The sequence below is a fragment of the Halochromatium sp. genome, from assembly GCF_054919635.1.
Genome location: NZ_JBUDPI010000099.1, coordinates 1 through 10,654, shown reverse-complemented (window position 1 = coordinate 10,654; position 10,654 = coordinate 1). Strand labels below are relative to the sequence as shown.

At 61.4% G+C, this 10,654-nt stretch carries 16 protein-coding genes and 3 pseudogenes; 13 read left to right on the top strand and 6 right to left on the bottom strand.

The features are described from left to right. Positions 1-250 precede the first annotated feature (250 nt). From ACY693_RS08150 to ACY693_RS08125, 6 genes and pseudogenes are all read left to right on the top strand, one after another. Positions 251-445, top strand: a complete 195-nt coding sequence (locus ACY693_RS08150) for a hypothetical protein (protein ID WP_462321327.1) — start codon at positions 251-253, stop codon at positions 443-445. Between the two features lie 594 nt (positions 446-1,039). Further along, on the top strand, positions 1,040-1,618 hold the full coding sequence (locus ACY693_RS08145) for a Gfo/Idh/MocA family oxidoreductase (RefSeq protein WP_462321326.1): 579 nt from the start codon (positions 1,040-1,042) through the stop codon (positions 1,616-1,618). Between the two features lie 17 nt (positions 1,619-1,635). Beyond that, complete coding sequence (locus ACY693_RS08140; protein WP_462321325.1) at positions 1,636-1,866, top strand: type II toxin-antitoxin system HicB family antitoxin; 231 nt, start codon at positions 1,636-1,638, stop codon at positions 1,864-1,866. A 4-nt stretch (positions 1,867-1,870) separates the two neighbouring features. Continuing rightward, positions 1,871-2,098 carry a type II toxin-antitoxin system HicA family toxin gene (locus ACY693_RS08135; RefSeq protein WP_462321324.1) on the top strand — a complete coding sequence of 76 codons (228 nt, stop codon included), beginning with the start codon at positions 1,871-1,873 and terminating at the stop codon, positions 2,096-2,098. Positions 2,099-2,126: 28 nt separating this feature from the next. Next, positions 2,127-2,811, top strand: a pseudogene (locus ACY693_RS08130) (UDP-N-acetyl glucosamine 2-epimerase); the annotation flags it as partial. Positions 2,812-2,816: 5 nt separating this feature from the next. Beyond that, positions 2,817-3,002 (top strand): annotated as a pseudogene (locus ACY693_RS08125) (glycosyltransferase family 4 protein); the annotation flags it as partial. Between the two features lie 136 nt (positions 3,003-3,138). Here ACY693_RS08125 and ACY693_RS08120 read toward each other — a convergent pair. After that, entirely contained in the window at positions 3,139-3,345 is a 207-nt protein-coding gene (locus ACY693_RS08120; protein ID WP_462321330.1) for a hypothetical protein, read from the bottom strand. On the opposite strand from ACY693_RS08120, the gene ACY693_RS08115 reads away from it, so the two are divergent. The 3 genes from ACY693_RS08115 to rfaH all read left to right on the top strand — a co-directional run bounded on the left by ACY693_RS08115 (position 3,250) and on the right by rfaH (position 5,268). Then, positions 3,250-3,993 carry an IS4 family transposase gene (locus tag ACY693_RS08115; RefSeq protein WP_462321329.1) on the top strand — a complete coding sequence of 248 codons (744 nt, stop codon included), beginning with the start codon at positions 3,250-3,252 and terminating at the stop codon, positions 3,991-3,993. The two genes, ACY693_RS08120 and ACY693_RS08115, sit on opposite strands and share 96 nt — an antisense overlap. Positions 3,994-4,004: 11 nt before the next feature. Then, positions 4,005-4,319, top strand: coding sequence for a hypothetical protein (locus ACY693_RS08110; protein WP_462321323.1), 315 nt, complete (start codon positions 4,005-4,007; stop codon positions 4,317-4,319). Positions 4,320-4,713: 394 nt separating this feature from the next. Beyond that, positions 4,714-5,268, top strand: a complete 555-nt coding sequence (gene rfaH, locus ACY693_RS08105; RefSeq protein ID WP_462321322.1) for a transcription/translation regulatory transformer protein RfaH — start codon at positions 4,714-4,716, stop codon at positions 5,266-5,268. A gap of 257 nt (positions 5,269-5,525) precedes the next feature. Here rfaH and ACY693_RS08100 read toward each other — a convergent pair whose 3' ends face one another. The 3 genes from ACY693_RS08100 to ACY693_RS08090 form a co-directional block, all read right to left on the bottom strand. After that, positions 5,526-5,867 (bottom strand): hypothetical protein, encoded by a 342-nt coding sequence (locus ACY693_RS08100; RefSeq protein ID WP_462321321.1) that lies wholly within the window; start codon positions 5,865-5,867, stop codon positions 5,526-5,528. A gap of 81 nt (positions 5,868-5,948) precedes the next feature. Then, complete coding sequence (locus ACY693_RS08095; RefSeq protein WP_462321320.1) at positions 5,949-7,046, bottom strand: undecaprenyl-phosphate alpha-N-acetylglucosaminyl 1-phosphate transferase; 1,098 nt, start codon at positions 7,044-7,046, stop codon at positions 5,949-5,951. Between the two features lie 469 nt (positions 7,047-7,515). After that, entirely contained in the window at positions 7,516-7,875 is a 360-nt protein-coding gene (locus ACY693_RS08090) for a hypothetical protein (protein ID WP_462321319.1), read from the bottom strand. A gap of 195 nt (positions 7,876-8,070) precedes the next feature. Between ACY693_RS08090 and ACY693_RS08085 the strand changes: the two genes are divergently transcribed. The 3 genes from ACY693_RS08085 (at position 8,071) to ACY693_RS08075 (ending at position 9,857) form a co-directional block, all read left to right on the top strand. Beyond that, entirely contained in the window at positions 8,071-8,373 is a 303-nt protein-coding gene (locus tag ACY693_RS08085; protein WP_462321318.1) for a hypothetical protein, read from the top strand. Positions 8,374-8,519: 146 nt separating this feature from the next. Next, positions 8,520-9,461 carry an Rpn family recombination-promoting nuclease/putative transposase gene (locus ACY693_RS08080; protein ID WP_462321317.1) on the top strand — a complete coding sequence of 314 codons (942 nt, stop codon included), beginning with the start codon at positions 8,520-8,522 and terminating at the stop codon, positions 9,459-9,461. 60 nt (positions 9,462-9,521) lie between these two features. Next, complete coding sequence (locus ACY693_RS08075; RefSeq protein ID WP_462321328.1) at positions 9,522-9,857, top strand: DUF2887 domain-containing protein; 336 nt, start codon at positions 9,522-9,524, stop codon at positions 9,855-9,857. Here the strand turns inward: ACY693_RS08075 and ACY693_RS08070 are convergent. Continuing rightward, positions 9,772-10,029, bottom strand: a pseudogene (locus ACY693_RS08070) (PD-(D/E)XK nuclease family transposase); the annotation flags it as partial. The gene ACY693_RS08075 and the pseudogene ACY693_RS08070 overlap by 86 nt on opposite strands. A gap of 222 nt (positions 10,030-10,251) precedes the next feature. Here ACY693_RS08070 and ACY693_RS08065 point away from each other — a divergent pair. Further along, positions 10,252-10,419 carry a hypothetical protein gene (locus ACY693_RS08065; RefSeq protein WP_462321316.1) on the top strand — a complete coding sequence of 56 codons (168 nt, stop codon included), beginning with the start codon at positions 10,252-10,254 and terminating at the stop codon, positions 10,417-10,419. Here the strand turns inward: ACY693_RS08065 and ACY693_RS08060 are convergent. Further along, a partial coding sequence (locus ACY693_RS08060) for a hypothetical protein (protein WP_462321315.1) occupies positions 10,406-10,654 on the bottom strand: 249 nt, incomplete at its 5' end. The two genes, ACY693_RS08065 and ACY693_RS08060, sit on opposite strands and share 14 nt — an antisense overlap.

Genomic DNA, 10,654 nt, shown 5'->3' with positions numbered 1-10,654 from the left:
GTTGTGATCCAGGTTGTGATCCAGGTTGTCATCGAGACAGAGACCGAGCCAACGCTCGGTTTTTTGCGTTTTGGATGATGGAGGTATTGATCTCGCATGAAGATTTCTGTGATCACAACACTGCGCAACGCGGTGAACACCGTCACCGACTGTCTGGACTCGGTGGCGGCACAGACCCATACTCCGCGCGAGCACATCGTCATTGATGGCTGGGGCTGGATGCCGCCACACCCCACGCTGTTCCTGCGCCGTGCCCTCTACCAGCGCGACGGGGGTGTTCGATACCCGCTACCGCATCGCTGCGGATTACGACCTGATGCTGCGGGTACTCGGCCAGCTGGAGGGGCCGTCGGATGGGCATGAACAGGGGCAGCGCAGGGTCGTGTACGTGCCGGAGGTGCTGGTGCGCATGCGCTTGGGTGGCAAGAGCAACCGCAACCTGTAGGAGGTCGTCCAAAAGTCCTGGGAGGATTATCAGATCCTGCGCCAGCACGGCCGAGGAAGCCCGCTGGGTACGGGGTGGCTGATGGCGTTGAGCGCGCTGGTGTGGAAGAACCTGTCCAAGCTGCCGCAGTTTGTGCAGCGGTGAGGTTTTGTCATTGCGGCCGGGACGACAGGGGTAGGAGGTCATTGAACAGTCGCCGCTCTGGAAACGGCTCTGCTCGATCTTTCGCTCCTGCATCGATGAGTACGAGCACCGGTTTGGCGCCCGGTAACGGTCGATCGGGCATGACCCCAGCACCGGCCTCCCCCATCACAGCCTTGAGTTGAGCGAATCGATGTCTGATGTCTATAGGAAAACGATCGAACACGCGTTCGAGCAGCAGGTGGTCCGCGATCGAGGCGGCAGCTGGCTCAGATATGGCTGGAAGAGACTCTCCAAGCGTCTGACGGCCTGAGGCCGCTGTGCAATATTTGATCTGAATTTCCAGCATTCTGGGCCTGTGGCAAGCAGTGACGAGCCTCGTGCCTTGGAAGATGCGCGCCGAAACCTCGAGCGAAAATACCCAGCCTCTCTGGCTGAGCTCGACAATTGGTGATGACGGTGAATGCGGGCGCCATCCCGGCAGATCACTGGACGCAAGACCCCGCGGTTGGCGGTAGGCGTGTCATCGCCGAGGCCTGTCACTTCATCGATCTGCTGCGATTTCTGGTCGGGGCGCGGATCCTGAGCCATGCGCGGTTGGCCATGGACTCTGCCGCCGGTGATACCCTGGGCCTGCAGCTTGGGTTTGCCGATGGCTCGATCGGCACCGTGCACGACTTCGCCAACGGCAGTAAGGCCTTCCCGAAGGAGCGCTTGGAGGTGTTCGCCGGCGGCCGGGTGCTGGTGCTGCAGCTAGACAACTTCCGCCGCCTGAGCGGCTATGGCTGGCCCAAGTTCAAGCCGCTGCGGCTCTGGCGGCAAGACGAGGGCCAGAAGGCCTGCGCTGCGGCCTTCGTACAGGCGCCGCGCGAGGGCGGCCCGGCGCCGATCCCGCTGGAAGAGATTCTGGAGGTGAGCCGGGTGACGATTGAGGTGGCTGGGGGGAAGGCATGCAGCGATGGCTTGCGTCCCGAATATGATCTAAAACGCTTGCGTTTGCGAACATCTGGTTCAACTGGCGAGCATCACTGATTGGAGGTCAACGAGCTATGGAGCGTTTGATCAAGCTGCATGTCGAGGCTCTGGATGAGGGCGGTTATGTGGCAACCTCTGACGATGTTCAGGGGCTGGTTGCACAGGGGCGAACGGTGCAGGAAACCTTGCAGATTGCACAGGATGTCGCCCGACGGCTATTGGAGGCGCAGTCTGAGCGGTCGCAACCACTCACGCTTCAGCCAGTTGAGTCCTCATTCGACTATCCGTTGGTGATCAGCAGCTGAATTCATGGGCCGTCTTTCGGGATTTCGGTATCGCGATGTCGTGCGCCGCTTGAAGACACTTGGGTTTTCGTTTGATCGGCAAGCAGTCGGTAGCCACGAAATCTGGTTCAACGCGGCGACCGGCCGCTACACCACGATCCCCAATCATCCGGGTGATCTGCCCGAGGGAACGTTGCGCGCGATCTTGAAGCAGGCTGACATTTCGCCAGACGTATTTCTGAAAGTGCGTTGATTTCTTAAGTATTGAGGCAGGTAGACCGATGCTGATCGATATCATCGCCGGCGCACGCCCCAACTTCATGAAGGTGGCGCCGATCATCAAGGCGCTGCAAGCGCGGGAGGCGGCCGGTGGTCCGTTGCGATACCGCCTGGTCCACCGACACCGGCCAGCACTATGACCCCCGGCTATCGGGGGCATTTCTTGAGCAACTCGGCATCCCGCAGCCGGATGTGAATCTGGAGGTAGGGTCTGGCACCCGGGCCGAGCAGACGGCAGCCATCATGACCCGCTACGAAGCGCTGCTGCTGGAGGCGCCCTCAAAGCTCTGCCTGGTGGTGGGCGATGTGACCTCGACCATGGCCTGCGCCATTGCCGCGCAGAAGCTCTGCAACCCGGTGGCGCGTGTGGAGGGCGGCATCCGCTCGGGTGACTGGAGCATGCCGGAGGAGATCAACCGGATGGTGACCGATAGCATCACCAACTGGTTCTTCACCACCAGCGAGTTTGCCAATGCCAACCTGCGCAAGGCTGGGGTGCAGGAAGAGCGGATCGTCTTTGTCGGCAACACCATGATCGACACCCTGCTGGCGAATATGGACCGCCTGCGCCCGCCGCCATTCTGGGATGAGCTGGACCTAGATCCAGGCGGCTACTTCGTCATCACCCTTCATCGCCCCGCCAACGTCGACCAACCCGAGAAGCTCCAGGCCCTGCTCCGCGCCATAAGGCCGCCGCAGTGGTCTCGGTGACCGAGTCCTTCAAGCGCAACCTGATCAGCCGCGGGATCGATGGCGACAAGATCGAGGTGGTGACCAACGGGGTGGACCTGAGCCGCTTCCATCCGCTAGAGCGGGATGAAGCCTTGGTGGCCCAGCTAGGGCTAACAACTCCCCAAAAAATGGGGGTCAAACCCTGAGGTATCCCCACTAAAAAGCAAGGCAATACATAATCGTAAGGTGCACTTCTGATCGATCACTGAACATGCATCGGGTTTGATGGTCCACCACGGGCGACCAAACCTGTTGAGGACCCCCATTCATGCACGGACGAGGTTACACCGCTGTGTTGGCCCGCTGCTTGGCGCGGTACACCGACGGCGCCTGGACGTGCTGTTCGAGGCAGTGGCTGGGGCGGTGAGTGGACCCCGGCTGACGTTGAGCGAGATTGGCCGACGTTTCGGCGGTGGTAGCGAGCTGCGCCACCGGATCAAACGTGCGGATCGCCTGCTCGGCAACCGCCATCTGCAGCGCGACAGCCATGGGATCTACACCGCATTGAGCCGAGTGCTGCTCGCCGGCGTGGCTGAGCCCCTGATCGTGATCGACTGGAGTGATCTGAAGGAGGATCAGTCATTGCACCTGTTGCGCGCCTCGGTGCCGGTGGGTGGACGCAGCCTGACCTTGTATGAGGAAGTCCATACCCAGCGCCGCTTAGGCAATCGGCAGGTGCAGCATCGGTTCCTGCGCCGCCTGGCGGCGATGATCCCGGCGACAGCCGCACCGATCCTGGTGGCGGATTCCGACTTCAAGGTGCCGTTCTATCGTGAGGTCGAACGTCTGGGCTGGCGCTGGGTCGGGCGTGTTCGCGGGCGCGACTTCGTCAAGCTGAAGATCCGCTGGAGGAGTTGCAAACAGGTGTTCAAGGAGGCCGCCACGACGCCGAAGGCGCTCGGCATAGGCGCGTGGGTGCGCAGCAATCCGCTACAGGTCACCTTTGTCCTGGTGCGCCAACCCAGACGGGGCCGACAGGCAAAAACCGCATCCGGCAACCGTTCGCGCTCAAAAAAGGGCCAGCAGGCCGCCCGCGCGGCGCGTGAGCCCTGGCTGCTGGTGGCCTCAACGCGCCTTGCCCAGTGGTCGGCGAAGCGCTTGGTGAAGGTGTATCGTCAAAGGAGCAAATTGGGCTGAGTTTTAGAGATATGAAAAGTCAGCACTTCGGCGTCGGACTCGAGTGCAGCGCCTCCAACGGCAGCGGGCGCTTCACCGTTCTGGTGCTGATCGCCTCCTTGTCCGCCATCCCCCTATGGCTGATCGGCACCGCCGCCGAGCGCGGTGGTTGGCACGAGCGCATGCGCCCCGGCAGCGGCAAGCGACGCGCCTACTCGCGACTGTTCCTCGCCCGCTTGCTCCTGACGTTGGAGAACTGTCGGTCAACGCTCGACGAACTGATCAATGCCATCGGGCCAATAGATCAATGGGTCGCGAGTGATCACGATGCCCTGCTTGCCAAGTGACCGCGAGCGGTCAACAAATTGTGGGGATACCTCAGGGACAGACCATGTTTTCTCCGGCTTTGTCGTTCCGGCCGGGAAGCCGCAATCCAGCGCAAGGACAGCAACCTTGCAGGCGGCACTGAGCTGTCGCGGGCACTGAGCCTCAGCAGCCAGCCGCCCGCTTACCACCCATGGCCTAGGTCCCGGCTTCCCGGCCGGGACGACGCAGAAGTTGGTCATGTCCGCCGGGACGACATGGCGTGCGAGCAGTTGGGTTGGGAGCCGAAGATGACGTTGCGCGAGGAGGGCCTTCACTGCGGTTGCGATGTCCGCCGCTCTTGAGGCATCATTAATGCAGATGTGGTGGCTCCAGCCACGAGGATGCAGTAACAACCTCACGAGTGTGTAACGGATTATGACGGAGCAGATCCCCACAACTCTCGAACGAGCCGACACGCAGAGTTCAGCGTCTCACTCAGACTGTCCGCGCTGGTATCTTGTCCAATCGCGTCCAAACCAGGCTGACCGAGCCGAAGAAAATCTGCTTCGACAAGGCTATTCCACGTTCTTGCCACGTTTTTCGGCACAACGAATCCGACGCGGTCGCCGTGTTGAGGTTCAGACCGCGCTCTTTCCCAACTACCTCTTCATTCGTCTCAGCCGGTGGTCAGACAACTGGTACCCGTTGCGCTCCACGCGCGGTGTCTCCCGGCTCGTCACCTTTGGCTCCAATCCGCTGCCAGTCCCGGATAATCTGATTGAAGCCATCCGGCAGCGCATCGAGCAAGGCACGATCAAGCCCGCCTTCGCACCCGGCGAGCGGGTTGAGCTCATCGAAGGCCCGTTTCAGGGACTAGATGCCATCTTCGCCGCGCAGCGCGACGAAGAGCGCGTTATCCTGCTGATTGAGCTGCTGCATCGGCAGGTGCAGGTCACAGTACCCGTCAGCGGCATCCGCAAGAGCGCGTAGCAAGCAGAAGCAGACCGAGGCGACAAAAGCGAACGCACACACGCGCCATGGAGTCTGTGTGCGAACGATTGCGAGCCAGCCGGATGCTGCAGCCTGCCGCTATTCAATCGGTGTCGAGTACGATGAACCGATAGCGGTACGGCGTTTCACTGGTGCCTATGCGAATCAGGTCGCCATCGCGCAGCGGATGGGAGCCACCTGTGTCGTCCCCACCAATAATAGTGTCGCCAATTCTGGTACCACAGGGGCTGCCGCGATCAATGAGTCGATAGCCGCCCTCCTCCTTCTGGATGGAAAAAATGTCCCCTGGAAATATTCAGGAGGGAGCCTCGGTCGATGAGGTAAAGGTCGTTGTTGGGGTCTTCATTGCCAAATTTTGGCCGCTCGGTGCGCCCTAGGCGCCCGTTGACGAGCTTGACGCGCGATTCCCTGCCAACCCTAAAGGGAAAACGCACGATCACAACATAGCCTTCGATGAGCTGACTTTCTGGCACCACATCTGTTGCTTCGGCAGTCATGGGCTGGAGCACGGACTTCGGCCTGAGCGTATCGAGGATCTGCTGTTTATCTGCGATTGCTTGGTGTTTGGCCTGAGCCATTAGCTTGACATCTCCATGCCCGAATCACTACCGAGTGCGCGAGGTTGCACGATCTGTTAAGTGATCGTGCTTTTTCGGATGTTATCCGGACAATAATGCCTCGGCAAGTCGGCGACCGCGACGAAGGCGATGCAACGCAGCATAGAGGCGCGGTACGCGGGCTTGGATGCTGACATAGATGGCAAACGTGAGCAGCGCTAAGTAGAACAAGGCGGGCTCGGCTAAGCCAAAGCGATTGACGATGAGCGCTGTAGCCGCGAACACCGTCGCCATGATGAGCATGATGACAAGGGCGATGCGCGGGCTGCCACTACCGCGGATGAGCAGGTGATGCAGGTGGCCTCGGTCGGCTTTGAATGGCGAGCGCCACTTGAGCATGCGCCGCCCCATGACGTTGAAGGTGTCCATCAACGGCAGGGCAACGAGCCAGAGCGCAACGACCGGCGGCAGGCTCTGTGGGCCATTGGCCTGAGTCGCGTCGATGAGCGCCCAGACAATCATGTAGCCAATGAGCATGCTACCGGCGTCGCCAAGGAAGATCTTCTTGTCGCGCAGTCCCTTGAGGCCAAGGTTGCAAGCAAGATAGGGCAGCAGCGCGACGCTCAGGACCGGCAAGAGGAAGGTGCAGGCGGGAGCGCTGGGGCCATCGACGATGAGCAGGCTGACTAATGCGACGAGGGCAAGGCCACCCGCGAGACCATCAATCCCATCGATCAGGTTGAACGCGTTGATGATGCCAACGATGGCGAAAACCGAGAGTGGTATCGAGAATGGGCCAAGCCCAACGGGTCCGTAACCGAGGATGTTACCGAGGCTGTGCAGCTGCATGCCAGCACCGAGCACGAGTATCAGGGCGGCGGCGATTTGAGCGAGGAAACGGACTCGGTAGCCAAGATCGAAGCGGTCGTCGAGGCCACCGATCACGACCAGAAGTGCAGCCCCGAGCAGGCCGATGCCGGCTTGTGGCGAGGGAAGCCCATGCATGACTACGGCGGCGAGCAAACCGGCAAAGATGCAAAAGCCGCCGATTGGGGGGATGGCGTGGTGGTGAATCTTGCGACGTCCACCGGGCTGATCGATCAGCCCTAGGCGCGGGGCGAGCGGGTGGAGGATCCAAATGGCCACCATGCAGGTGGCGGCGGCGATCAAGGCGCTGGAAAGAACAGGATGGATTGGCATCGTTAGCAGTCCCTCGATTGAAGATGCGCCCTTATAGAGTTCTGATTTAAGGCATTTCAGACGCGTGATGATTGCCCGACCCATTGCCTCGGACAAGGGCAATGGGCGCGTGCGGTGGAATCTTGGAAGGCGAGCTGCGCGAGAGGGCTATGCCGTTCGCGCTGCAGGTGGAGCTGGCGCACCTGAAGTCGGTAGGGAGCGTTACAACTGGCCATTCGCTTCAATACTCTCGTTGTCTAGCGTGTTTCGGGGCCTGACGTGCCTTGAGGCAGTCGTCTCAAACGCTTAATGACACACGATGGTGCGCACGATGCTGAGAACCCTATCACAGGAAAATGAACATGATGTGTCAGCTGCGCGCAATGCTTCGAGCGAGGCAGCCCGGCCGCACTGAGCAACAACTGGTCACCTAGTTCTAGCAGCTGCAGGGGATCGATGATCCGCGCGAGCAGCGGCGCGGATTACGATCTCAAGGGCTGATGCTTGCGGGCGCGGTGGCCTTCTTGGTCAAGATCGTCGCCGCGAACTCAGCCTTCGCGATGACTGTCGTGATCGCGCGAGCTTGGCACTGATGCGATGCATTGCCGGTTGTATCGATCTTTTTCGTCCTGAGGATGCTGCTCTCGCTGGTCTTCAGCCTGATCTTGGTGCTGACCTCTTGGCCAGGCAGCTCGGCGTCTCTGGGCGGTGTTGAATCCGAGTTGATCCGGGCCTCTACCGCGAGCCGATCTTGTGGGGCGTCGGTGGCGTGCTCGTCGTCTGTCTCTTCGCCGCCCTCGCGCGCATCATTCATGATCTGAATCGGCTGGTGGTGGCTGCGGTCAGGCATCAGCCTGAGGATCGAAGCCGGGCTGAGGGCTGATGGCCTTCAGGTCGATGGTCGACTCGCGCAGCCCCGCAAGACGGGCCGGAGCACGTCGCGGAAGGCACGCCCATGGCGCGAATGGCGGAGCCGGTCTCTCAACAGGGTCCAGACCTAGCCCCGTCAATCGCTGTACAATCCAACAGCTTGCGGTCATCGGCCATGAATACACGCAACACGACACCTGACCCAGTCGCCCTCCAGGCCCTACGCCATGACCCTGCCTTGCAAAACCTGATGGAGCGCATGCCGGCGTCGGTGAGCGACAGCTTTACCGAAGAGCAGTTGGCGGCCCTGAAACTGGCACTAGGCGCGCGCAGTTGGGGTCAGCACGCGATCGACTGGCGCGGCACCCTGCGCCTCTGGCGTTATTGGTATTACTGGGTCTTCCTGGTCGGTCGCAACCGCCGCACCCTCTCACGCGGCGAGTTGCCCGCTCTAAAGCAAGCGCGCTCCGCCGTGTGATGGTCGATGACCCCTCGCGCGTTCACTGAAAGCGGCGCGAAGCCCGCTCAGCCGTTGGGCGGGCGACATCCTGCACAATGTTCTTCCCTCTGGTGTGCAGGTTCCCGAGGGCATGCGCTCTGTCACCGAACCGCTATACTCGCGCCATGACCACGACGCCGACACCGCACGATTGCTTTTTCCGCGAGAACTTCGCGCGTCCGGTGATCGCGCGCGACTTCCTGCGCCATCACCTGCCCGCCGCATTGCTCCCCGAGCTAGATCTCGAGCGGATGAGCATCTCGCCGGACACCTTCGTCACCAAGGCGCTGCGCAAGATCTACTCCGACCTGATCTACCAGATCCCCTATCGCGACACCCAGCTCTCGGTCTATCTGCTCTTTGAGCATTGGGTGCTGTTGCAACTGTTGCGTTACGTTGTCGCTAGTGGCGAGCTGTACCGCGACCAGCACCCTGAGGCCAAGACCCTGCCACCCATTTATCCGCTGGTGCTCTACCACGGACAGGAACACTGGCGTGCGCCCGCGCACTTTCACGACCTCATCGATCCGCTGCCCGACGCGCTCAGGCCCTTTGTGCCCCAGTTCGGCTATGCGCTGCACGACATTTCAGCCCGGAGCGGCACAGAGATCAAGGGCGCGGTGCTGTCGCGACTGGTGCAGCTCGCGCTGCGTTACATCTATAGCGACCAGCCCAGTGAGCGCTTCCTGGAGCTGCTCCAGTTGATCGCTAAGGTCAGCCGCGACGAGACGGCGATGGCGATCCTCGAATCCCTGCTGCGCTACTTTGTCCAAGGCACCGGGCGCCTGGATGAGCAGCAAGTGCGCACCTTACTTGAACAGACCTTCTCCGGAGAACCGCTGATGGAAACCTTTATCGATCGATACATTGCCTTAGGCGAACAGCGGGGCGCACAGCGTGGCGAACAACACGGCCGAGCAACCAGCCTACTGCATCTCATCGAGCGCAAATTCGGTCCGCCAAGCGAGCCTATTCGCGAGCGGATTACGCAGGCTGATCCCGACACCCTCCTGCGCTGGTTCGACCGTGCCATCGACGCCCGCAGCCTCGACGAGGTGTTGCACTGAACTCGAGAAGTACTCTGCTGGTTACCCTCCCTGGCCTGGACTGCCGGCTTCCCGCCCGGCATGAAGACCGATCACCCGATCTATCTGTTTCTGCGCAGTGGCCCTGAGGCCTTTCGGGTGCTCACCGGCGGCCTGCAGCTCGACGGCGCCTACAGGGTCTGCTCTCTGACCATCAAAAGCCTCGAGCGCCGCCTCGATGGCCTGGTCGCGCCCGAGGGCCACGCAGGCCCGGCCTATGTGGTTGAATTCCAGGCCCAGCCGTGGATAAGTCGCTGTACAATCTGGCCGCCAAGGTGGGGCTGTACGGTGGCTTGTGCCAGGCGCCGTAACGGCGGACTTGGACCTCGACGTTGTAGCAGTGGCCGTCGGCATCGCGGGCCAGGACGTCGAGGATGATGGATTTTCCGGTGAGTTCGTTGGGCTCGATGTTGGGGTTGAGGATCTCGACTGCGGTGATGTTGGGTAGATCGGGGCGCAGGTCGTTGATCAGCGCGCGCAGCAGCTCGGGTGCTTCGGCAAAGACCCGCTTGAAGACGTAGTCATTGGTGGGGTTAAGGAGTGCGTGCACGTCTTCGCCTGTGATGAGGGCGGTCTTGGGCACGGGTTGAGGCTCCAGCGAGTGCGCGGGGGTGGTCCTTGAGGCGGGAGTTTAGCCCAAGCGGGCGTTTGTGTTCATCTCTGGGTCGCCTCAGCTTTGTGATGACGACCCTGATCAACCGTCTACGCTGTTCAGATATGGACCTCAAGGAGCTGATGCGCGGCGCAGCGCACCGCACTCTTGATCAGCCTGATGCTGTTTGCGGTCAATAGCATCGCGGCGCCGAAGTTTGCCGCGCTGTCTCGGCTCGGCGAGCAGGAGGCGTTGCGCAAGACGGCGCTGCAGGCGACGCGCTTGGTGCTGGGGCTGGCGCTGATCCCCTTTGCGCTGGTGCAGCTCGGCGTCTCTAGGCGGTGTTGATCTGAGCCTCTACCGCGAGCCGATCGTGTGGGGCGTCGGTGGTGTGCTCGTCGCCTGCCTCTTCGCCGCCCTCGCCCGCATCATCCATGACCTGAATCGGCTGGTGGGGGCTGCGGTGAGGGGTCAGACTTAGGATCGAGGCCGGGCTGAGGACTGATGGCGTGGCGGGCACCTCACCATGTCTTGGGCTGAAAGCTGGCGTCGTTGCGGATCTCGATCGCTTGTCCGGATTGGG

What these genes read in the sequence shown, in the direction of transcription:
- ACY693_RS08145 (WP_462321326.1), top strand. Translation starts at nt 1,040, where the DNA reads ATGACGGTGAATGCGGGCGCCATCCCGGCAGATCACTGGACGCAAGAC.
- ACY693_RS08140 (WP_462321325.1), top strand. Translation starts at nt 1,636, where the DNA reads ATGGAGCGTTTGATCAAGCTGCATGTCGAGGCTCTGGATGAGGGCGGT.
- ACY693_RS08135 (WP_462321324.1), top strand. Translation starts at nt 1,871, where the DNA reads ATGGGCCGTCTTTCGGGATTTCGGTATCGCGATGTCGTGCGCCGCTTG.
- ACY693_RS08120 (WP_462321330.1), bottom strand. Translation starts at nt 3,345, where the DNA reads ATGGCTGTCGCGCTGCAGATGGCGGTTGCCGAGCAGGCGATCCGCACG.
- ACY693_RS08110 (WP_462321323.1), top strand. Translation starts at nt 4,005, where the DNA reads ATGAAAAGTCAGCACTTCGGCGTCGGACTCGAGTGCAGCGCCTCCAAC.
- rfaH (WP_462321322.1), top strand. Translation starts at nt 4,714, where the DNA reads ATGACGGAGCAGATCCCCACAACTCTCGAACGAGCCGACACGCAGAGT.
- ACY693_RS08100 (WP_462321321.1), bottom strand. Translation starts at nt 5,867, where the DNA reads ATGGCTCAGGCCAAACACCAAGCAATCGCAGATAAACAGCAGATCCTC.
- ACY693_RS08095 (WP_462321320.1), bottom strand. Translation starts at nt 7,046, where the DNA reads ATGCCAATCCATCCTGTTCTTTCCAGCGCCTTGATCGCCGCCGCCACC.
- ACY693_RS08090 (WP_462321319.1), bottom strand. Translation starts at nt 7,875, where the DNA reads ATGCCTGACCGCAGCCACCACCAGCCGATTCAGATCATGAATGATGCG.
- ACY693_RS08085 (WP_462321318.1), top strand. Translation starts at nt 8,071, where the DNA reads ATGAATACACGCAACACGACACCTGACCCAGTCGCCCTCCAGGCCCTA.
- ACY693_RS08080 (WP_462321317.1), top strand. Translation starts at nt 8,520, where the DNA reads ATGACCACGACGCCGACACCGCACGATTGCTTTTTCCGCGAGAACTTC.
- ACY693_RS08075 (WP_462321328.1), top strand. Translation starts at nt 9,522, where the DNA reads ATGAAGACCGATCACCCGATCTATCTGTTTCTGCGCAGTGGCCCTGAG.
- ACY693_RS08065 (WP_462321316.1), top strand. Translation starts at nt 10,252, where the DNA reads ATGCTGTTTGCGGTCAATAGCATCGCGGCGCCGAAGTTTGCCGCGCTG.